At 48.6% G+C, this 23,207-nt stretch carries 16 protein-coding genes; 2 read left to right on the top strand and 14 right to left on the bottom strand.

Going from position 1 to position 23,207, the window contains the following annotated elements:
- Positions 1-12: 12 nt before the first annotated feature.
- The 3 genes from ACR9FF_RS20900 to ACR9FF_RS20910 are packed head-to-tail and all read right to left on the bottom strand — an operon-like array spanning position 13 to position 5,051.
- Positions 13-1,656 carry a response regulator transcription factor gene (locus tag ACR9FF_RS20900; protein ID WP_435164413.1) on the bottom strand — a complete coding sequence of 548 codons (1,644 nt, stop codon included), beginning with the start codon at positions 1,654-1,656 and terminating at the stop codon, positions 13-15.
- Positions 1,649-3,397, bottom strand: coding sequence for a sensor histidine kinase (locus ACR9FF_RS20905; protein ID WP_435164415.1), 1,749 nt, complete (start codon positions 3,395-3,397; stop codon positions 1,649-1,651). Before ACR9FF_RS20905 ends, ACR9FF_RS20900 begins: the two co-directional genes overlap by 8 nt.
- Positions 3,378-5,051: an extracellular solute-binding protein gene (locus ACR9FF_RS20910; RefSeq protein WP_435164417.1), complete on the bottom strand. Its 1,674-nt coding sequence runs from the start codon at positions 5,049-5,051 to the stop codon at positions 3,378-3,380. The genes ACR9FF_RS20905 and ACR9FF_RS20910 overlap by 20 nt, the downstream gene beginning before the upstream one ends.
- 340 nt (positions 5,052-5,391) lie before the next feature.
- Here ACR9FF_RS20910 and ACR9FF_RS20915 point away from each other — a divergent pair, with 340 nt between their 5' ends.
- Positions 5,392-7,098, top strand: a complete 1,707-nt coding sequence (locus ACR9FF_RS20915; RefSeq protein ID WP_435164419.1) for an RICIN domain-containing protein — start codon at positions 5,392-5,394, stop codon at positions 7,096-7,098.
- 219 nt (positions 7,099-7,317) lie between these two features.
- A complete protein-coding gene (locus ACR9FF_RS20920; RefSeq protein WP_201002196.1) occupies positions 7,318-8,109 on the top strand; it encodes a helix-turn-helix transcriptional regulator in 792 nt (263 codons plus the stop codon).
- Here the strand turns inward: ACR9FF_RS20920 and ACR9FF_RS20925 are convergent.
- The 11 genes from ACR9FF_RS20925 to ACR9FF_RS20975 all read right to left on the bottom strand — a co-directional run bounded on the left by ACR9FF_RS20925 (position 8,102) and on the right by ACR9FF_RS20975 (position 23,109).
- Complete coding sequence (locus ACR9FF_RS20925) at positions 8,102-9,640, bottom strand: carboxylesterase/lipase family protein (RefSeq protein WP_435164422.1); 1,539 nt, start codon at positions 9,638-9,640, stop codon at positions 8,102-8,104. The genes ACR9FF_RS20920 and ACR9FF_RS20925 overlap by 8 nt on opposite strands.
- 28 nt (positions 9,641-9,668) lie before the next feature.
- A complete protein-coding gene (locus tag ACR9FF_RS20930; protein ID WP_435164424.1) occupies positions 9,669-11,450 on the bottom strand; it encodes a hypothetical protein in 1,782 nt (593 codons plus the stop codon).
- Positions 11,451-11,492: 42 nt separating this feature from the next.
- On the bottom strand, positions 11,493-12,404 hold the full coding sequence (locus ACR9FF_RS20935; protein ID WP_435164426.1) for a carbohydrate ABC transporter permease: 912 nt from the start codon (positions 12,402-12,404) through the stop codon (positions 11,493-11,495).
- Complete coding sequence (locus ACR9FF_RS20940; RefSeq protein WP_435164428.1) at positions 12,401-13,354, bottom strand: ABC transporter permease subunit; 954 nt, start codon at positions 13,352-13,354, stop codon at positions 12,401-12,403. Before ACR9FF_RS20940 ends, ACR9FF_RS20935 begins: the two co-directional genes overlap by 4 nt.
- A 197-nt stretch (positions 13,355-13,551) precedes the next feature.
- Positions 13,552-15,855, bottom strand: coding sequence for a glycoside hydrolase family 95 protein (locus ACR9FF_RS20945; RefSeq protein ID WP_435164430.1), 2,304 nt, complete (start codon positions 15,853-15,855; stop codon positions 13,552-13,554).
- Positions 15,856-15,861: 6 nt separating this feature from the next.
- Positions 15,862-16,608, bottom strand: coding sequence for a response regulator transcription factor (locus ACR9FF_RS20950; protein WP_317980188.1), 747 nt, complete (start codon positions 16,606-16,608; stop codon positions 15,862-15,864).
- Positions 16,556-18,328: a cache domain-containing sensor histidine kinase gene (locus tag ACR9FF_RS20955; protein ID WP_317980218.1), complete on the bottom strand. Its 1,773-nt coding sequence runs from the start codon at positions 18,326-18,328 to the stop codon at positions 16,556-16,558. Before ACR9FF_RS20955 ends, ACR9FF_RS20950 begins: the two co-directional genes overlap by 53 nt.
- A gap of 163 nt (positions 18,329-18,491) precedes the next feature.
- Positions 18,492-20,084, bottom strand: a complete 1,593-nt coding sequence (locus ACR9FF_RS20960) for an extracellular solute-binding protein (protein ID WP_435164432.1) — start codon at positions 20,082-20,084, stop codon at positions 18,492-18,494.
- Positions 20,085-20,149: 65 nt separating this feature from the next.
- On the bottom strand, positions 20,150-21,031 hold the full coding sequence (locus ACR9FF_RS20965; RefSeq protein ID WP_435164434.1) for a carbohydrate ABC transporter permease: 882 nt from the start codon (positions 21,029-21,031) through the stop codon (positions 20,150-20,152).
- A gap of 15 nt (positions 21,032-21,046) precedes the next feature.
- On the bottom strand, positions 21,047-22,030 hold the full coding sequence (locus ACR9FF_RS20970) for an ABC transporter permease (protein ID WP_127490685.1): 984 nt from the start codon (positions 22,028-22,030) through the stop codon (positions 21,047-21,049).
- Between the two features lie 233 nt (positions 22,031-22,263).
- A complete protein-coding gene (locus ACR9FF_RS20975; RefSeq protein ID WP_435164437.1) occupies positions 22,264-23,109 on the bottom strand; it encodes an AraC family transcriptional regulator in 846 nt (281 codons plus the stop codon).
- Positions 23,110-23,207 lie beyond the last annotated feature (98 nt).

Here is a 23,207-nt window from a genome sequence, read left to right on the forward strand (position 1 = left end):
ATGGTTAGCTCCTCAAGTCTGGGTGAGAGCGTCCCGATATTCCTGCGGCGTCATGCCGGTAGCTTTCTTGAAAAACCTCGTAAAGGAATGTGCCGCTTCGTAGCCTACCTCAACTGCGACCTCGCGCACCTTGAGCTCATCCTCCTTAAGCAGCTCCTTGGCTCTCCTAACCCGGCAATTATCGATGTATTCGGATAAATTGACGCCGCATTCCAGCTTGAAAAATCGAGATAGGTAAGAAGGATTGAAATAATTGATCTCGGCCAGCCGGACAAGCGACAAATCCTCGTTTAAATGCTCATTGATATACTGACAAATTTTATCAATGACGGTGGCCGCATTTTCTTTATTTTCCGGACTTTTCACCTTAAACAGTTGATCCGTTACCTGCCTTAAGTATCGAACGGCTTCTTGCATGGAGGAATGCTCATCCAGACGCATCAGCTTGCAATAATCGCTAAACTCGCCGCAAAGCCCCGCGCGGTTAATATGCGCATACAGAATAAGAGCAATCGAATAGTAGATTTCAATCTTTCTTTTAACAGAACTATTCGCGTGGAGCATCGCCAAGCTTAATTCCTCGAAGATTTCGTCGAATTTCTCGGGTTTGCCCGCATCCAGGAACGCTGCCAGCATTTCGGCTTTCGGGGCTACCAGTCCATCTTCTTTCCTGTGCAGCTCGTGCGGCTCTTCAAGCTGTTCGCCACGGTCAGTCACAATAATCGTCATGCCTTCTCCGCCGATTCTCATGAGCTGCAGCTGGCGAAGCCGATCATATTGCCGGTTTATGGCTTCCCATCCGCAGGAGCTACCGCTTATCGTGAAAGCTATGGGCAAACGCAGGGATTGCAGGCAGGTCTCCTGAATTAATTCCAATGTACCTTCCAGGTAGCGAACCAAATGGTTATAAAACTTCTCTTCCTCATGCTCGGAGGGCTGCAGCAGCCATAAGAGATCCCCTTGCTTGTCTACAATCCCGATTTGTCTCGTTTTCTCGGACAAATAAGAATTGCACACCATTCGCGCCTTTGTAAGAAGTCCGCTTCTTTCAATATAAGAGGCACCCTCCGGATACGATAAGTGCCCCATGACAAGGAGTACGGGAGAAGCCGGATTTAGGCCAATGTTCATTTTATGAAACTCATCGGTCAGCCTGTCCTTGTCCAGACTATGCCCATGGCTTTCCTGGAGCAGATGCCGAATGTAATCCCCTTGTGCCATCTGCTCCAGCGTATAAAGCAGCTCGCGGGATTGCTCAAGCATTTGGCTCATCTGATTCTCGTGCTCGATCTCCTGCATCACTTCCTGAACGGTTGCCGTAACCTTGTCATAACCTTCTGTCTTCAGCAAATAACGGACCTTCGGCATCTGTATGGCTTTATACGCGTAATCAAATTCACTAAAACCCGTCAGGAAGATGACCTTGCATCTTGGCCAAAAGGCTTGAATCTCCTCCGACAGCTCGAGACCGTTCATGCCCGGCATGCTGATATCGGTCAATACGATATCAATCCTCGTCCGCGACATCCAATGCAAGGCCTCCTTCGCAGAGTAGGCCTTGCAGACATCGAGCTTCTCCGGCATAAGCCGATGGAACACCTCGTATAGCGAGTCTGTAATAATGTCTTCATCATCAACAATCAGCAATCTATACAATAACACCAGCCCCCTCAAGCTTGATTCTGATCTCTACTTTGAGGCCATTCAACTCGCTTTTGGACAGAAACAAGCCACTGCCCTCTCCGTAAGTCAGAACGATGCGCCGGTGGATGTTAATCATGCCGGTCATTTCGCCGGATTCCCCTTTGCTGTCCAATCTTGCTTGCAGGGCTTCAATCTGTTCGTCTGTGATCGGATGGTCGCCGTTATTTTCCACAATAATTCTCGCTTCTTCCTCATTCATGCCGAAGGAAACGCGGAGCAAGCCTTCATTGGTCATTTTCTCCAGGCTATGCTCGTAGGCATTCTCGATAATCGGCTGAATGATCAGCCTCGGCACCCGGATTCGCTCCATGCTCTCCGGCAGCTCATCGAACTCTACCTTAATTCTTCTGGAGAACCGGAGCTTCTGAATTTCGGTATACATGCCTGAATGCCGGCTTTCTTCAGCCAAGAGAACGTTATCCTCTCCGTTGCGGGTGATGAAGCGGTAATACTCGCCAAGCATGTTCGTGAAGAGCTGAACGCGCTCCAAATCCCCCGTTTTCGCCAATGAGTTTAGAATAAAAAAGCTATTGTACAAAAAATGCGGTTTAATTTGGGATTGAAGCTGCTTAAGCTCTGCTTTCTGCATCATCATCGTTTGTTTGAAATCTTGATCGATCAGCGTCTGCAGCTTCTTAATCATCTGGTTGAACCGGTTATACAAATAGCCGAATTCATCCTTCTTCTCATGGTCAATATGAATGTTGAGTGCACCTCCTTCCATCTTTCTGAAGCTCTGTACTAACAACAGCAATGGCTTATGAACAAACTTATACGTCGATAAAGCATAAATAACAATGGCACAGCAGGATGTCAGGGCAAAGATCCATGCCCAGTTGTTGAATCCTTTCAAAGGCTTCTTCACTACCGATTCGGGCAAATAGGTAATGACGGACAATCCCAGCGGTTCGGAATAAGCCTTATCGAGATGATATTTTTTGTCGCCGATTTGCGTGATCAACGTATTTTCTTCGGCATGAAGAGCACCAATCACAGAGCTCTGCAAATCATCCGAGGTATCTCCGTTACTTGCCAATGTATATCCCATTTTATTGGAGACAAGGAATGAGCCGCTCTCTGGATAAACACTGATCTGCTGCAGCGATTCTCGGAGCTTATCCATATTGAGTTCAATCTGGACGATAAATACTGGATCCCCTTCCTTGCCTCCGTATTTAGCAGCGCTGAGGTGAAGGGAATGATCATAGAGGATGAGACGTGCTTCCTTCTTATCCACTTCATTGTGAAAATAATTGAAGCTGAGCTGATTGAAATCATCAACTCCATTGTTGGAGGAAATCGTCTTCTGAATAGTCCGCACATGAACGTAAATATCTTTTATATAAACACTGCTATTCTTAATAGAAGTAAACCGGTGAAGCAAATAATCGATGCTGGCTTTCTTGTCTGCGTTATCCATCAAATTCCAGGTAACCGCCAGTTTGTTCAGATCATTATCCTGCAAAATATCATACTGCTGAATTTCCAGCCATTCGATTTGATGATCCAAATCTTCCAGGTAATAAGAAAGCTGGGCAGTCGTATTTTTCGATATCTCATTACTGGCATTTGCATAACTCCAGTTGTACAGGTACACCCCCAGTAAAATGATTGGCAGGATAACAACTAAATTCGTAATAATAAGCCTGACAAATAAGGCATTTCGCCATGACTTAGCGGGCAGTCTTATCAAGTGAATACCTCCGTTGTTCATACCACTGATTAACCTCGGCTGTTATTTTGTCGCCGCCCAGCTTGTACCAGTCCTGTACGAATTGGTCGAAGTCATCAATAGGTCTGCCCAAAATAATGTTGATGTAGGTTTGATCCTGCAGATCGCTAAGGATCTGCTGCAGGTCAATCATGGTATCTGTAGGAGCGCCTACAAAACTCTCGTACAGCAGTTGATTGTTTTTCTCATATTGATCAATGATGGAAAACGCACCTGTTGGACCATACGTCTTAAACCAGCCCCAGCCTGATTCGCCAGCGTCTCCCGATAGATAATGATCCATTCTCTTCTTGATATAGATGGCCTCATCTTTCAGATTCGCCTGATTACCGCTCTTGCGGGCTTCTTCAATCTGCCTGTAAGCCTCCAGGTTTTTTCTTGTAGGAGACGGGGTAACCGGAGACAACTGCCATACCGCGTAAGTCGTGTTGTAATACTTCTCGTATTCTGCGGTCTGCCCCCAGTTCTTCTCCAGATGCAGATTAAAGAGCTTCACGATAGCTTCCGGATGCTCATAGCCTTTTCTGACTGCGAAAAAGGTGTTCGTATTGAATTTAAGGGGCACCTTTGGGGCATCGCCCGTTGCAGAAACAATGGGATAAGCCTGCCAATCCGCGTCCGGATCATTGTTTCGGCTCGTTTGCACCAGAAAAGAGGCCCACTGCTCCCCGTAGATCATTCCTATTTTCCCGGAAGTTATAAGCTTGCCGGCCTTATCCCCGTCCTTTAAAGCGAATTCTGGATCAAGCTGGCCCTGGTTGTACATATCCTGAATCACCTTCAAAGCCGTTTTTACCTCCGGCTGAATACCTCCGTACACCAGCTTTCCTTGCTGATTCTTGATCCAAATATTCGGGAAAGCGTTATAACCGGCCATAAGGTCAACAAGTCCCATAACCGGGTCACCCAAATATTTCGTTGCTGCAATGCCGAAGGTATCATCCTGGCCGTTATTATCCGGGTCTCTTTCTGTAAACGCTTTCGAAATCGCCAGTAAGTCATCCATCGTTTTCGGCGGCGACAGCCCCAGCCTCTTCAGCCAATCCGTTCTGATCCATAATACATCCGCGTCTTCAATCGAAGAGCTTGTCTGTGGAATACCCATCAGCTTGCCATCGATCGTTGCCGTTTCAAACGGGCCGTCTCCTTCTTCGCTAAGTACTTTCTTCGTAAGCGCGGAAGCATATTGTTCATACACATCCGTCAAATCCTCGATCAAGCCGGCGTTACTCAGTTCCCTAAGCTGCTGGGCACTTACCTGCACAACATCCGGAATATGTCCCGATGCAATCGATGCGCCAAGCTTCTGACGATATAGATCCCCTTTCGCCGTCCAATCATATTTGATCTTGATTCCCAGAGTTTCCTCGGTCAGTCTTGTCCACCGGTTATCTTCCAGCGTTTCTCCCGGCAAGTTGCTTATTAAGCCTTCTAATCCTTCACCGACTTCTCTTACAAAGGACAGCTCGATAGGCGGAGCATAACGGCTGAGCGAACGATCTGCATTCGATGCCGGTACTGGCTTATTCGAATTCTCCTGCTCTTCCGGCGGCTTGGCGTTGTTTTCATTCTTGCATGCAGATAAGGCTGATAGAAGCATCAGCGCAGCAAGCATAAGCTTTATCTTGTTTATCCTTGGCCTTGGTATCCGCAACAGGATTTCCCCTTTTCACTCGGGCGCAGCTGCGACGAGCTGTATGTAATTCATTATCTGGGCAGACACCCGATAATACAATACACATCTCTTTATGTCGTTACCCGTTGTTTACTTTTTAGCATAATCAAATGTACAGGAAAGCACGAGTATCGGCAAGGCCGATTGCTCCATTATCAAACAGGCTAACCCCCATAATTAGACAGGTGTTCAACGCTCGCATCCGAATAGTACACTCATTTCTGCAAGCGCATACAATTACAGTCCCCATGCAATCAAATTTCAAAGGAGTTGGGTATTAATGAAAAAGAGCAATTCAAGCTGGATTCTGAAGCTGTTCACCCTAGTGGCGCTTATGCTAACGCCATCCTTGGTGAACAGTCATCCGGCGAAAGCGTGGTCGGGAATGACCATGTCCAAGCTTCATGTGAGCGGCAATCAGCTGGTGAACAGCAGCGGCCAGCCCGTGCTGCTGAGCGGATGGCATCAACCCTCCGGCTCGTATTGGACGTATCAGGACAGCAAATATTATCTGGATCAATACGGCGGGAACAGACATGCGGCGGTTCTGGCGTATCTGAAGGACATTACGGATACTTTCACCAATACATCAAGTAAATACGGCAACAACCACGGCTGGTATATGAACCAGGTTCGCTTGTTTATCGATCGCGAGGACATGGGCGATGTCGCGGCCGGCACATACAATTTCGCGGGACTGCAATCCGTAACCCAGGACGTTATCATTCCGTACATCAACTATGCCAAGACCAAAGGGGTATACGTCACGCTTGGCCTTGACTTCACTATTCTTAATAACCAGGCGACAACGCAAGCCAATCTCGATAAATTTAATCAAATCTGGGGTTATTTGTCCTCCCAAACGGCTATCAAGAGTGCGGATAACGTCATGTTCGAGCTTATTAATGAGCCCGTTCAAGCCTTCGCCAACGGCTCCTGGGGAGGCAATCCTGCACAAAGCGACTTTGTTGCCTACTGGAATTCACTCAAGACCTTCCAAAATTCCATCATTTCCACGATCCGGAATAACGGTGCAGACAATGTGATCTGGGCGGCAGGGCTTGGCTGGGATCAATACTACCAACTGTGCGCTTCCTATCCGCTGACGGATCCGCTCAACAATTACGGGTATGCCGTTCATTGGTATCCGGGTTACGGCGCCCATGACGATTATGCCGCTCTTCAGCAGATCTGGGATGATACGATCAAGCCATGCGCCAACAATTACCCGATCAATATTACCGAAACGACATGGTTCAAGACGTTATCCGGCGACTCTTCTTATTGGGACCTGTTCAACGGCTCCAATGAGGGCTTCGGCAAAAATACGAAAGCTATCTTTACGGCGGCGGGCAATGTCAGCATAGCCGTTCATATGAACGGTTTCTTGCTCGAGCCCGGCACCAGAAGCTCCTTCGCCGATCCGACGGCCGGCTTGAAGTACGACGGCAATACCGCAAGGGACGGAATGGCCCGGTTTATTTTCGAATGGTATTATGAGCGGGCGCAGCTGTATCCATGGAACGGAATCTGGAATGGCATCCAGTCGGGATCGACCTACAAAATTATAAACCGGGCCTCGGGAAAAGCGCTTGAGGTACCGGGGGGCCAGAATACGAACACCTTGCAGCTTCAGCAATATACGGATAATGGCGCTACCGCCCAACAATGGGTCATTACGGATCAAGGTACCTATAACAATTACTATAAACTTCGAAGCGTCAGCTCTTCCGACAACAAAGTCATGGACGTACGCAACGGGACAACGAACAACGGGGAAGCCATTCAGCTTATGTCCGATTACAATAATACCGCTCAGCAGTTCCGGCTGATTAAGCTGAGCAACGGATATTGGAGCATCATTAACGTAAATAGCAACAAAGCAGTTGAGGTCGCCAATTCCTCGACAAACAACTCCGCTTTGATCCAACAGAATTTGTATCGGGGCAACCTTAATCAGCAGTGGCAACTGGTGAAAATCAACTAACAAAACAAATGGGGCAGTCCTTTTCCAAGGTGACTGCCCCATTCATTCTTACGACGTTTTATCGAAAGAGCAAGTTTTCTAATCCTCCTGATCTATAAACCTATTATTTTATTAGTAACTTCTAAAGAATGTATATTCCATTATTGGATGTTTGGAGATATCCTCTTTCATTATAGATCGTGCAGTAAGAATATGCCGTTTGAAGGGAGAGTCTATCGGATGAACCATATCCATTATGTCGGAAGCGATGCTGCGCATGACAGTAATTTTGTTTTTGATATTCCTCAAGGCCATCACTGCTGGCTTCTGGTCATTACCAAGACCCCCGCACAATTCTGGGTAAACGGAGAACTCCAAAAATACCCCTCTCAAAGCGCTGTCCTGTATCGGGCACATCAGAAAATCTATTACAAAGCTTGCGCCGATAAATATGTAAACGACTGGATCCGCTTTGAATCGGACGAACCGTACGTTTCAAACCTTCCATCTGGCATTCCATTCTCGCTGGATGATCCGGATTATTGCCACAAGTTAATCGAACTGCTTGTGATCGAGCATCATTTTAATAGAGATTACAAGAAGTCTTCCATTGATTGTTTGCTGCGAACCTTGTTCAACAAGCTATTGGAGTCCTATTGCCATGACGGCTTTACAACGCAATACTACGATCTATTACGCCTGCGTGCGGCTATTCAAAATAGCCCGGGCGATCATTGGACGGTTCCGAAAATGGCGGAATACGTCCGAATTAGCCCGGGTTATCTGCAAACCATTTACAAAAAGACTTTCGGTATATCTTGCATGGAGGATGTCATCAACTGCCGTATTCGTCTTGCCAAAGAATATTTGTTCCAAGGTTCCCGAACCATTCATGAAGTTGCCGACCGATGCGGATACCAAAACGTGGAACACTTCTGCCGGCAATTCAAACAAGTGACCGGCTTCTCGCCAAGAAATTTCCGGTTACAGGCCAGCCATTCCGAACAGGTTCGGGAACATCCGGTTATTTGACCTGAATCAACCTATTCGCTTTAAAATATTCCTCTACGAGGAACTTCATCACGTCATTCGGCTGCTCCCTGGCAAATTCGGCTGCATCCGCAAACTTCATTCCGAACGGAGCATCCGGCGTATAAGCATCCCACTGCGGCAGTTCCTCTCCCGTTGAATCTAAGCCGTTCGGATTTCCGGTACGGATGAAGTTCGCCCAGTAGTTGCACATTTGCCGGGCGAGATCGTAGTGTTTGCCAACGAACGGCCTCCAGCATTTGGCCAGGGTCTCGAAAAAGAACCAAAGATCGACCGAATGGAACGTTCCGGGATTATCCCAGCCCGGAATCTCGGCATCGAAATTGTAATAATAAAGAGGCGTATGGCCCCCCGTTTCGGCATTAGCTTGACCTGCAATCCGAATGGCATATTCGATGCCGTTAACCGAAGCCTTCTTAATGACTTCTTCAAGGCTGCCTGTCGAATATTCGCATAGCTCCAGGAACGCCTTGGCATCGTCGCCGAACAGATTGACGGCCAATTGTTGAAATTCCTCCAATGACCCCGCATTGGGAGCACTGATAAATTCGGACGATGTATGACCGAACATAACCGGCACCTGCAACCGTTTGTTTTGAAGGAATAGCTCAAACGAGTTCCCCACGTTAAACTTATGATCTACGACGGTCCCCCAGAAAGCTTTATATTCCACTATCTTATCCCGTAAATAAACGGCATCTAGATTTCGCGCTTCTTCAAGCGAGGTTACTCCGAGATAGTTAAAGAACTGGATGCCCTCCTGTTCGGCCTCCTCCAACGAGCGGAGAAACCTTGGCGTTCCGGCATTCGGGTATAGCGGGGCAAATAATCCGCTCTGAACAATCGCTCTCTGAAAAAGTTCGCTGTTCTGTGGTGAAGTCAGCTGGTTCATGACGCTGCCGCCGCCAGCCGATTGTCCGCCAATCGTTATATCGTCCGGATTACCGCCGAAAGCGGCAATATTGCGTTTGACCCATCTAGTTGCGGCTTGCTGGTCAAGATGGCCGAAGTTTGCCGGCGCATCCGGCGCTTCTGCCGTAATTTCAGGATGGCACAGAAATCCGAATGCATTCAGTCTATAGCTGATGGTGACTACAACGATCCCTCTTCGGGCGATGCGTTCTCCGTCAAATTCCATCTCGGAAGGATGACCAACCTGCAGGCCACCGCCGAAGTACCACACAAATACGGGAAGCTGTTCATCTGCTTTTTTTGCCGGGGTCCAAACGTTCAGGTAGAGACAATCCTCGTTCATCGCGATATCCGGTTCCACGGCCCATTCCCGCGTATATATATTGTTGTCATCAAGCTCCTGCCTAACCTGAAGAGGGATCGGCGCATATTCGTAAGCTTTCCGCACGCCTTCCCAATGGCTGGCGGGCTGAGGCGCACGCCAACGGTTCTCTCCTACCGGCGGAGCGGCAAAAGGTATCCCTTTAAAGCTTGTGATTCGAGGATCTGCTGCCGGTAGTCCTTGCACCGTCCCGTTTTCCACTTGTACAATTCTGAGCATGAATTCATTCTCCCTTCAACCAAATTAATTACTTGCCGGTTGTTGCATCATTACGCATTTTTATGATTTTTTGCGCTCTTTCCGTATCCACGGCAACAACGTCATTCCAGCCAAGCCCTACGGCATCGCTCTTCATTTTTGTCCATAACTGATCGAATTCTTCTTGATTCTTAGCGAATACCATCTTCCAGGATGTATTTTTTACGTAATCCGAAATCTGGCTGCGTTTGTTTTTAATATCCGACGAATCACTGCCAAGGCTCGTATTTATATTCGGCACGATGTCGATCATATTGTTTTTCGTGTAATACTCGGTGGCGTTTGTTGCGTTGTAGGTCTTCTGCCAGTCTGTGGTTAGTGCCGTCTTGTTAGCCTCGATCGTGGAGCTCCAATAGTTGTTGTTATAAAATTCGCCTGTTTCCGGATCCACGACAAAATCACTCATAATCATGCTGTTAATTTTGCTTTGTCCATCCTGGTACCCGCCGCCACCGTATTGATCCGGAACCGGTGTGTTTTTCTGGAAAGCGGTTTGTCCAACCTCGGTGAGCTTAAACTTGCCGTCTGCGGTTTTTTCATAATTGAAGCCTTCAAATCCGTTCGTATAATAACGCAATCCTTCTGGAGAGACCATCCAATCCAGAAACTCCATAATTCTTTCCGGTTCCTTGGCTTTCGAGCCAAGCGCAAATACCCGGCCGTTGCCGTAATAGGCATCGCTATTCTGGATGATGCGGGTATCGGCGATCGGAACAGCCACATTGCCGTCTCCGTTCTTGCCTCTTTCTATCGAGTTGTAGAAGCCTCTTTGCCAGGAGTACCACAAGAGAAGAACCTGTTTATTCGTCAGCTTTTCCGCGACTTTGTTCCAATCCTGCGATGCGGAATCGGGGTCCACGAGTCCCATTTGATTAGCGGTAAAATAGAATTGCAAAATCTTTTTGTACATGCTGTTATCGTCAATGAGAGGAACAATATCGCCTTTGGCATTCAGCTGAATGGTCGAAGTTCCGTCCGGCTGCTCGTATCCGTACCAGTTGCTGAGCCAGCGGACGTTTTCCATGCTTCCGCCATCCCAGTCCTTCCACAACGTGATGGGAACGATTTTTTTGCCGTCAGGCGTAGTTGGATATTTCTTTTGCATTTCCTTCAGCACATTCAGAAGATCGGTCAAATTATTCAGCTTGGGAGCCCCTACTCCTTTGTAATAATCCCAAGGCATTATCGGGCTGGAGTAAGGAATTTCTTCGGAAAACGTTGTTGGCGACGTATCTGCCTCAAAAGTCGGCATCGCGTATATTTTCCCGTCCGGATTGACCTTGTCGAAAGCCGCATTAAAAGGCTTAAAGTGATTGTCTACGTATTTGGACAGAAATTGCGTGTTTTTTAACTTGTCGGTGATATCCATAACGAGTCCTGCCGGAATTAATTCCTCCAGCTGACTGTTATCCACGATGAGAAGGTCGCCTAAATTCCCTGCCGCCGTTCTGGTCTTATACAGCTGATCGCCGGCGACCTGCGGGGCAAGAATGTTAAGAGTGATATTAAACTTATCTTTAATGAGCTTTCCATACCAGCCTGTCTGCTCACCTTGGTAATTGGCCGCATTATCGTAGACTGTGATGGTCAGAGGTTTGCTATGATCGATCCCTTTTCCCGATTCGGATGTGCCTTCCCCATTGCTTGGCTTTGCTGAAGCAGCTGACTCATTGGATGAACTCTGACACCCCGCTAATGCCGTCGACAACAACAAGGTACCGGTAACCGATAACAAAGTCCATTTTTTGAATGTTTTAGTGCTCCTGCTCAATTGATAACCCCCCATTGGATGAATGTATTATAATGGCGCAAGTTAACCTTTTACCGCGCCAATCATAATCCCCTTAACGAAGAACCTTTGAAATATCGGATACACCAGCAGAATTGGCGCAACCACAATGATGGTGACGGTCATGCGAATGGAAGTTGTCGTCTGCTTGGTGGCCAAGCTTGCCATGGCCGTTGAGCCGGCATTTTGCAGGTTGACCATGGTCGATAATGAACTTGCCTGATTAATATAGTTGTAGAGAATGAACTGCAGGCTGTACAGCTTGCTGTCCGTAACCAGCAGCAGCGTGTCTTGAAAGGAATTCCACTGGTCCACAGCCGAGAAGATGGCGACCGTAGCCAGAATGGGTTTGCTTATAGGCAGCATGATTCTGAAAAAAAGCGTCATAATTCCCGCGCCGTCTATGCTTGCGGCCTGCTGCAATTCCTTGGGCGTTGATTCCACGAAGGTCTTGACCAGAATGATGAAAAATGGGGCTACGATGGTGGGCAATACATAAGCAAGAAAATTATTGGTTAGATGCAGAGATTTCATAGTCAAATACCAAGGGATAACCCCGGCGTTAAAAAACATCGTTATAATCGTAAAGCGATACCAGAATTTTCTCCCCCACATATCCTCTTGAGTAAACATAAATCCCAGAAATGCGGAAGCGCCAACGGTCAATGACGTGCCTATAACCGTTCTCCCCAAAGATACCAGGGTTGCGTCCCACAAGCCCGGTATTTTGAACACGTCCAGGTAGTTTTGAAAATGAATATGTTTGGGAAGAAATACGATATCCCCTCTTGCGCTTATATCATTTGCGCTAATGGTATTGATAATGATGGAATAGAAAGGGTATACGCAGATCAGAGCAAATAGGGAAAACAAAGTATAAACCACCACAGAAATTATTCGGTCGGTTAGGCCGACTTTCATTTTTACTCTGCTCATACAATGCTCTCCCCTCTCAGCAGCTTGGACAATTTGTTCACGGAAAAGAGAAGCACAACGCTATTCAGACTCTTCAGCATACTAATCGCGACGGAAACCGAATAGCTGCCGCCTCCCATGGCCAGGTTGTATACATATAAATCCAAACCCTGTATGGAATCTTTGTTAAAGGCATTCTGAAATACGAAATATTGCTCCAGGCCGTTATTCAGGAAGCTCGCAATCTGCAGCATCAACAGGACAAAGTAGGTAGGCAGCATGCTTGGCAGTACGACATACCGGATGATCTGCATTCGTGTCGCACCGTCAACATGGGCAGCTTCATAAAGAGCGTCGTCTATCCCCATAATGGCGGCAATATACAAAATCGCGGACCAGCCTAATGCTTTCCAGGTTGTCCACATCCACATCGTGAACCATACATGGTCGGAGTTCTGAAGGAATAAAATCGGCGAATCGATAAATCCGAGCATCTTCAGGAGACCGTTTATGATGCCCTCACTTGAGAACATGGAGAACGCCAATGAATAAACCAATACCCAGCTGATAAAGTTTGGCAGGGTCGTTACGGTTTGAATAAACTTGCGGAAGCGCACCGCTTTTATTTCCGTCAGGAATATGGCAAAAATCATGGGGAGCCAAGAGAAGAGCAGGTTCAAGCCGCTCATCCCAAACGTGTTCTTGATAACCTGAAGCAGTTGATCAATCTTAACCTGATTTTCAACTAACGAATGGAACCACTTGAGCCCGACAAACGGGGATTTGGACAATGGGATCGGAGGCGTATAGTCAAAAAAAGCATATACCCACCCATATAAAGGGTAATAGGCAAAGATACCAAGCAAGATCATAAAGGGCAAAATGTAAAGAAACTTGATCTTTGAAATTCGCCTCTTGCTGTAAGACTGTAATCGCACCGTATCACGCCACCCTTTCCATATAATTTTCAAGAATATCCTCCCGGCTCTGAATGATTGCGCTTTCATAACTTGCGTCGAAGTCAGTATAAATTAACTAAATATTCTAAACAATGACGTTTCCGCATCGATTATTGATGTATCCTAAGATAACGTTGTTTTCGATAACCTTAATAGGATACAAAAAAAAACAATCCTCTTCCGCAGCAAGGAAGAGAATTGTTTCAAACTCATGCGTGGATTACGATAGTCATGCCTGCCTCCCCGGCAAACGATAGAAGATTCCTGTTCTTATCCGGATTTTCCGATTCGCAGGCCGCCCCATCCAACGATAATGCTACGGGGTGATCGCAGCGTACGCGGTACGTCCCTTTACGATCCGGCCTCAAAATCGCCTGTTGAATTAGCCCGTCTTTCCATGCGATATCCACCGTAACGCCGCCGCGCGCCCGGAGCCCGCGGACTTCGCCGGTCGGCCAAGCTTTCGGAAGGGCAGGCAGCAAATGAATAGTGTCCTCGTGGCTCTGCAGAAGCAATTCCGCAATGCCTGCCGTGCCGCCAAAGTTGCCGTCGATCTGAAACGGCGGATGATTGTCTAATAGATTAGGCAGCGTGGAGTGGGACAAAAGCGCGGTTATGTTAGCATGCGCCTCTTCCGCTTCCTGCAGTCTCGCCCAGAAATTGATGATCCAGGCCCGGCTCCAGCCGGTATGTCCTCCCCCGTTCGCCAGGCGGCGCTCCAGCGTTCGGCGAGCGGCAGCGCTTAGTTCCGGTGTTTTATCAGGAGTAATCTGGGTTCCCGGGTGCAAGGCGAACAGATGAGAGATATGTCGGTGCCCAGGCTCTACCTCTTCGTAATCCTCGTACCATTCCTGCAGTTGTCCGTAACGCCCGATGCGGGGTGGGGGAAGCTTGTCAATCGCCTGACGCAGCTCGCCCAGAAGCTCGTCATTCGACCCGAGCCGTTCTCCCGCGGCTGCGCAAGCCTGGAATAGCTCTCGCGCGATTTGGCTGTCCATGGACGGCCCGTAGCACAATACGCCCGTCTCTCCATTTGGCAGCCGGTACGTATTCTCGGGAGAGACGGACGGGCAGGTGACCCATTCGCCGCTTGGAAGCTCGACCAGATAATCCAGCAGGAAGACTGCAGCCTCCTTCATCATCGGGTAAACCCGCTCGAGGAACGCCATGTCTCCCCCATATAGATAATGCTCCCAAAGATGAAGCGACAGCCAGGCGAGACCAAGCGGCCAATACGTCGACGACGGCCACAAATCCTGTGGGGCCGTGTCTGCCCAAATGTCCGTGTTGTGATGGGCCGCGCTTCCGCGTAAGCCATACATGGTTCGGGCGGTATGCCTGCCGTTCGGAATCATGCGTTCGATCAGCTCGAAGAGAGGCAGGTGGCATTCCGGCAAATAGCAGCTCTCTGCCGGCCAATAATTCATCTGCGTATTAATATTGATGGTGAACTTGCTGTCCCAGGCGGGAAGCATATCCTTATTCCATATCCCTTGCAAATTCGCGGGCAGCGATCCGGGGCGGCTCGAGGCGATCAGAAGGTATCGGCCATAGTGAAAATACAAGGCCGTAAGCCCGGTATCTTCGCGGCCGGCCTTAACGTTAACGAGACGTTCCGAGGTTTCTGCCATCTCGGGCTTCAAGCCGGACTCCGCTCCGATCCATAGCCTTGTTCGATCGTATAGGCTTCGGTAATCCGAGATATGCGCAGCCTTCAATTCCGAATAGGCGGCTGCGGCAACGCGTCCGGCGTCGCCGAGCGCAGCAGCTTCGGGGTCGGCTTCGCGGAAATCCGTCGAAGCGGTCACGACCAGCAGAACGGCGTCGGCATTCGAGACGATGAGGTGTTCGCCAATCGTGCGCAGGCTTCCCCCCTCGGGCACGCATGCAAGGACGCCGCAATACCGGACGCCTCCGCCGCTATTGCCGCTCATCACGATCTTACCGTTCTCTGCCCGAATCTCGTCAACGTAACGGAACCTCTCGCGTCCCATTCGGGCCGTAAACGAGATTTGGCCGGGAGAATCCGCCGTTAGCCTTAGCACGATCGCTCTGTCCGGGTAGCTCGCGAAAATTTCGCGGGCAAACTTCGTTCCTCCCGCCGTATAGGAAACATGAACGATGCCCTCCGATAGGTCAAGCCGTCTCTCGTAGTTCCGAATCTCCCCCGCATGCTCGAACTGGAGAAACAAATCGCCAAGCGGTACATAATGACGCTGGGACTCGGGAATGGCCGTAAGAGCCATCGTTGCCAAGCGCTCGGCCTCTTGAAGCTTTCCTTCGAATATTAGCTTGCGAATTTCCGCCAAATTGGGCAGTGCATCCGGATTATGCCGATCCCTAGGCCCCCCATACCATAGGGAGTCCTCGTTTAATTGCACGCGTTCCGCGCGCGGATCGCCAAATATCATCGCACCCAACCGTCCATTGCCGATCGGCAAGGCTTCCTCCCATTGCTTGGCGGGAGAATAATAGAGCAGCGTGTCCTCGTGTTCTCTGTTGTTCTCGGGCATATGCGTTCAATCCTTTCCGTTAATGGCTTGAATAGATTCGTCCTCTTCTTTATGTTCACGATAAGCGCCGGGAGTCGTGCCCGCATACTTCTTGAATACCTTCGCAAAGTAGTGTTTGGTGTCGAAGCCAACCTGCTGGCTGATTGCGCAAACCGTCAGCTGCGGCTGCGTTTTCAATAGCTTCTGCGCCTCCCGGATTCGCAGCGAATTCAAGTAATTGACGAAGGTATCCCCCGTCTCCTTCTTAAACAAGCTGCTGATATAATTCGGATGCAGACTCATGTGTTCCGCGAGATGATCGAGGGACAAATCGTTCATGTAATTCAGCTGCAAATAAGCCAGAATCCGTTCGGCATGCCGGCTGTACTCCGAATCCGTTGCGGCCGGAAGCTCCTCCTTGACGCGGCTCAGCAGTCCCGCGATCTCCTTTTTATCCAAGGGCTTCAGCAAATAATCCACAACACCCGAGCGAAGAGCCTGGCGGACATATTCGAATTCGTCATAGCCGGTCAGGATAATAAATCGATCGCATAATCCCTCAAGCCTGGCATCATGAATCAGTTCAAAGCCGTTCTTCTCCGGCATGTTGATATCGGTTATCGTCACATCTGGCATAAATCGCTTCATCGTCTCTAAGGCTTCCCAGGCGTTGAAGGCCGAACAAATGTCGGAGCCGGCCGGCGCGACTTCCTCTACGATTTTAACTAACCCTTTCAGAATCAAAGGCTCGTCGTCTACGATCAGTATCTTCAACGTCCATCACCGTCCTTTTCACGATAACAATACGCAAGCTGGTTCCTTTCCCCGGAGCGCTAATGATTTCCAGCCGGGATTCGGCCCCGAAGTAACCCTTGACTCTTTCGTTAACGTTTTTTAAGCCTACGCCAACCGGTTCATCCTCTTTTTTGAACTCATCATGCCTGGACAACCGATCGCGCAGCTCGAGCAGCCTGTCCGGCGCAATCCCGTTTCCGTTGTCGGTAACGTCGATCGTCACTTCTTCCTCCGTTTCCGACGCATGCAGCCGTATATGAACGGGGCGCAAAACGGCGGATGCTCCATGCACGATGCTGTTCTCGATAAGAGGCTGCAAGAGAAAACGCGGACAGGCCAGCCGCCCGGCGTCAAGATCAACTTTAATCTCGTAGGTCAGCCGGCTTTGAAGTCTCATCTTGTGGATGCTCATGTAAAAATCGACCATCTCGATTTCCTTCGCCAGAACCGTTTCTTGCTGCGCGGATGTCAAGCTGTACCTCATCAGTTTCCCGAACCAGAACGAAATATCGGCAACTTCCTTATCGTTGTTGGCTTCGGCAACCATTCGGATCGTTTCGAGCGTATTGTAGAGAAAATGGGGCTTAATCTGTGCTTGCAGCACCTGGTAAGCCGCTTCCTTGTTTCGCAGCTCGGCGCGGTGGACATTGTTAATGAGTTCGTCCATTCGCCTCACCATGGAATTATAGGCCCCGATCAAGAAACCGATTTCATCCTTTTCGAACTTGCCGCTTTGAATCGTCAGCACCCTCAAGTTATCGTCGTTCAGCGTGCGCATATGCCGGGCCAGCCTGAGTATTCGCTTCGTAATCGTAGAAGCCAGCAAGTAATAGGCGATGGACAAGGTTAATAATAGCAGCACGATGATCGTCACTAGGACCAGTTCCTTCTGCTTCACGGAACGGAATACCTCTCCAACCTGAGCCGTAATGATAACGCGAACGTCCAGAGGCTCAAGCTTCAGTTGATTGACGATCGTTGTTCGGTCAATGAAGAAGTCCCGCCCCTCCTCATGCAGAAGACTAAGCGTCTTATGATCCAATCCAGCCGCTTCGTTCGTCAGCAAGTTGCCTTGCCCGGACATCAGGGCGGCTTTCCAATTCCCCTCCACCCCAGCGGCGGCATAGAAGTTGCGGATTAAGCTGTTGCTAACCCGAATTTCGAGGAGGCCAATCCGTTCCGTAATTTGCGTATTGTAGATGTACTGGTAATAAATCAGATCGGGTTCCGACACATTCGGATCGGCTCGCAGCCATATTCCCTGCCCCGCTTTCAGCGACGAGACGGCAGCTTCTGTCTGCGGATCCAGCATGGACCTGTCCCGAAACAAATTGGTTATGGGCAGCACTCGATCCTTCATTTTATAGATCACGATAGATTCGATCTCCGGATTGGCGAACATCGATTGGCTGTACAGAGGGAGAATATATCGGGTCAGCGCGTACACGCTGTCCGCGTCGGAATCGTATACGCCGTCCAGATAATCGGTGAGGTAAGGATTGTATTGCAGTACCCGGTGTACCGATTGAATTCTAGCGAAGTCCGTTTTCATATTAGCGTAAGCCTGCTCCAGGATCTTCTGCCTGCTCTCTACGAATTGCTGGGTCAAGTTTCCATAGATTTGCGTGTAATAATGATAACCGAAAGCAATAACTGGGATAAAGATCATAATGACGTATCCAAGCACGATCTTGCGCATGATGCTCACGGCAGCATTTCCCTCCAAATAAGGAATCCATATATCGTAAACGTATCACGTACAAAAAAATTCCGCTAGAGTCGCATTGCCCCCGAAACGATCAATCGCAAATCAGCATGCAAAGTCCGGCGGTAACGCACCCGCGCTACTACCGGACTTTGTGTTATTTATTAAACAGGTCCTTTTTCTTCTGATAGGTTTGGTTTGCCCAATCCACCAAGCGGTCCAGACCGATCTTCTCCGCGTTTTTCACCATGGTCTCGTAGTTTGCCACGGCTTCTTCTTCCGATTTCGCCAAATAAATTTTGACCTTCTCGTTTTTAATCATTTCATCGATCTTCGTTTTAATCGTCTTCTCTTCCGAATCCGGCTGCAATTGAATCAAGCCAAGCTCCGGTTTGTATACCGTAAACTCTTTTTTCTCCATCAGGGCTTTCGTCTTCTGGGCCCCCGGCACATAGCTCAGCATTCCTTCCGTTACGCCATCGTTGTACAAGTACCACCATTTGATACCGTTGCTGTTCACGAAATCGGCATCGGACGGATCATATTTCAAATTCGGATAGCCCTCGTCGTTCCAAGTCCAATGCTCGCCTTCAACGCCAAACATCGTTAATTTCTTTCCTTCGTCGCTCGCGAGGTATTGAAGGAATTTGATCGAAGCCTCGGGATCCTTGTTTTTCTTCGTAATAAACGTGCCTGCGAAGCCTAGTCCCGAGCTGACGGCCTTCGCATTTTTCGAAATGGCGCTAGGCAGCATTTGGAACGTATAGGATCCGCCCGCGTTTTTGACCTTGATATTATCCATGTCGGCTATGCTGACCGTATGGCTATGCGCAAATGCCTTTCCGCTGGTTGCATACTGATCGTCGATCTGATCGTTCGTATAAGCGAAGTTCTCCGCCAGAATATCCCCTTCGCGGTAAAGACGGTTCATGAATTTGAAAAATTCCAGCATTTCCGGCTGCCTTATCGCATAATCTACTTTTCCATCCCGCTCGTACCAGCCGTCCAGAAGACCCTCGACTCCGAACTGCTGCAGGAAATATTGCTCAATCCAATCCTTATCCATGATCAGGGGAACCATGTCCGGATATTTTTGTTTAACCATGCCGAGAACCTTTACAAAGTTATCGATGGTGTCAATCGGCGGATTTCCCAGCTCCTTCAGAATATCTTCGCGCACCGCGATACCCGGGTTTCCGTCACTTCCCAGCGAATATTTGTTCTGAGCCATTTCCTCCTGGGTTGCGAAGGAATTGCGCACGGTGTAGAAATTGCCGTCATCCATCGTGTGGATCGCGATTCTTGTCGGATCGATCTTAAAATCCGGCGCATATTTCTCGATTAGTTCATTCCATGGATAGGAAAGCTTCGAATCGGACATCCGGTCGATGTTGGCATACGTAAAGACCAGATCCGGAAGATCGCCGGATGCGATCATCAGCGGAAGCTGCTTGTCATCCGTAGCGACCGTTACTTTTAGCTTGATTCCCGTCTTTTCGGTAATTTTCTCGGCAACGGATCCCTTCCATTCTTTTACCGGATACCACGAGGCATCGATAAACAAGGACAGCTCCTTCACTTCGTTGTTTTTTGCGGGCGGTTCCGAGGATGTTTCAGACGGATTTGCGGCACCCGCGTTTTCCTTCTGGCCGTCATTGTTGTTATTGCCGCCGCATGCGGACATCAGCGCTATCGTCATCATAAGGATGAGCGATAGGAGCAGAGCCTTCTTCCCTTTGTTTCTGTTCAAAGTAACCCCTCCAACAAGTGATGTTTATATTAAAGCAAACGCTTTAATATCATGCCAATTAAAAATCAACCCTTCACGGAACCCAGCATAATTCCTTGAATGAAAAATCTTTGAAGAAACGGATAGACGCATACGATAGGCGCGATTGAGATAACCATGGCCGCTACCTGAAGCGAATAGCTGGTGACGCCCGCCGAGGCACTGTTTGCTACCGCTATAGCATCCATCGGAGCATTGCTCTTATTAATAACCTCCATCATCCGGAAGGCTAGCGTCCGCAGACCTTCAGACTGCACGAAATACGCGGAATCGAGCCAGGAGTTCCATTGACCAACTCCCAGGAATAGCGACATGGTTGCGATCAGCGGCATCGAGACGGGCAGCATGATTCGGTAGAAAATAACAAGCTCACCGGCTCCGTCCATATGAGCCGATTCTTTTAATTCGCTCGGAATTTCCCGAAAGAACGAGATGGCTATGAGCAAGAAAAACGTGCTCAGCATGGAAGGAATGACATAGACGCCAAACGTGTTCAGTAGTCCCACGGAGCGCAGAACGACGTAATACGGAATCAAACCGCCGGAAAAGTACATCGCGAAAATAATGATCGTGAAGTAACTTTTGCGGAAAAGCAAATCCCGATGCGAAAGCCCATACGCGACCAAGCAGGTAAAAAGGACGCCTAGGGCGGTTCCTGCAAGCGTTCTCATAATCGTGACCAAAAATGCGCGGTACCAGTGGGGATCATCCAAAAACCTCGCGTAATTTTCAAAGGTGAAGGTTCTCGGCCATAGATAAACACCACCAAGAAGCGAATCGGTTCCTTTATTGAAGGATAGAATCAGAACGTAATAAAACGGATAAAGCATGGATAACGTCAGAATGGCTAGTAGCGCATAAACCAAGACATCCATGAAACGGTCTTTTTGTTTCTGGCTGAGCTGCATGCCGGCTCCCCTTTCCTAGAATAGACTTGAACCCGAAGTGCGCTTGGCAATGTAGTTGCTGGAGAAAATCAGAATGACGGAAATGACGGATTGAATCAAATCGATCGCTGCCGCATAAGAGAATCTCCCGTCTCTTAATCCGACCTTAAACGCGTAGGTTTGCACGATCTCCGAGGTTGGATTGTTGATGCTGTTGCCGAACAGGAAAGCCTGCTCGAAGTTGGAGCCAACCAACCCTCCGCCCAGAATGCTTCCGATTGTCAGAATAAGCACGACCACGATCGTTCCTTTCATTCCGGGGAACGTTATATGTCGAATTCGAGCCAAGCGGCCCGCTCCGTCGATCTGCGCGGCTTCGTACAGCGACGGGTTGATGCCCGCTATAGCGGCCAGGAAGATAATCGTCCACCAGCCCATTTCCTTCCAGACGGCGCTTCCCGTCGCGAAGCCCCAGAAGTAATTGGGATTGGTCAGTACGTCGAGCGGTTTGTCGATCAAGCCAAGTCCTAAAAGTGCCTTATTGACCATCCCGACATCCGTAGACAGGAATGCGAAAGCGATCCCCGCGACGACAACCCACGAAATGAAATGGGGCAAATAGCTGACCGTTTGAACAAAACGCTTAAATTGTGCATTTTTCACTTCGCTCAATAGAATGGCAAGCAATATGGGAGCCGGAAAAGCGAAAAAGACTTTCAAAAGACTCAAGACCAACGTATTTCGAACGATCATCCCGAACTGGTAGTCGTTAAAGAATTCCTTGAAATGCTTCAACCCCACCCATTCGCTCGTAAAAATGCCCTTAATTCCGGTTGAGATGGAATACTGCTTAAATGCCATTAGAATGCCGAACATCGGCGTATAGGCAAAGACGAGCAAAAAAATCATGCCTAGCCCAACGAACAGGTGCAGCGTTTTTTGTTTTTTAAACCGCTTCCATAACTGTGCTCGTGCTTCTGTTTTTCCCGTAGTTCCCGTTACCCGAGTACCCAACTCCATAACTGCGCCTCCTTTGTTTCAGTGTACTCGCCGGGACCAAGCCGTCGAAAGCCAACATTCTTAAGAAAGCGTTGTCATTTCTTAAGATCGCTTTTCTCCTCTTTGCCGAATGAAAACTAGCAGAATCTTAGAACTAACAAAAAAAGACAATCCACCCTATAAAGTGGATTGTCTTAATAACGTCCAGCCATTGTCACCAGCCGCGGTCGGCCGCGTCACTCTATCGCTTCGGTTTATCTGTAAAATAGAAGCCGGTTGGCATAGGCATTGCGATAGTCCGTTGGGGTTAATCCCGTCATCCTCTTGAAGCTATGCATGAACTGATGACTATCCGGGTAACCAAGCTGCTGCGATATCTCTTTAATACTCTGATTGGTATCGGCCAAAAGCGATTTGGCTGCATCCATCTTCTCCTGAAGCATAAATTGCTTCAGTGGAACTCCTGCAATCTCAGAAAAAAGAGAGGACAAATACTTGGCATTATAACCAAAATGCTCAGCCAATTGGCTGACCTTCAAACTCTCCTGCCGATTCCACTTGATATAATCGACAAGGTCGTTATAAAGCTGCTGCTGCTTTAACTTTTTGCCCGATTGGTTCTGAATGAAATAAAGCTGATTATACAACTCGCATAAGATCCCGGTAGTCAAATAATTGTTGAGTGTCTGCTCCCGGTAGCTGCGGACGGAATCCTGCAGCTGCTTGAGCAATACGATCAATTTATCCTGACTTCTGAGCGTCCCTTTCTCCGGAATCCATACCTTCCCCGGCTCATAGCTCGGATCATTAACTTCGAGTTGATAACCGTCCTGAACCGCAAAATGAAGCCAATAAAAGCTGCAGTCAGACTCCCTGTAACCGGCTTGCTCCGCTCCCGGCGGCATGAGCAGAAAGTCTCCCTCGTTCAGAATATGGCGCTCGTTGTCCCTGGCTATATATAAAGTGCCTCTGGTTTGAATAAACAGCTCGAATTCGTGCAGCATGCGGTGCATGTGCCTCCACTCCGGAGTTGGTGCCACAAATTTCCCGGTCATTACGAGGGTTACCGGCCGATCTACACGGAAGCTGAAGCTGGTCATGAAACACCACCCTTTCTGCCCTTTTTACACCTCATTGTAGAATAAATCAAACAAATCGGATAGATCCCTGCGAATTAACTTCCTTTTTGACACATAAT

Origin of the sequence: Paenibacillus glycanilyticus, from assembly GCF_051200795.1 — a bacterium.
GTDB lineage: Bacteria > Bacillota > Bacilli > Paenibacillales > Paenibacillaceae > Pristimantibacillus > Pristimantibacillus glycanilyticus.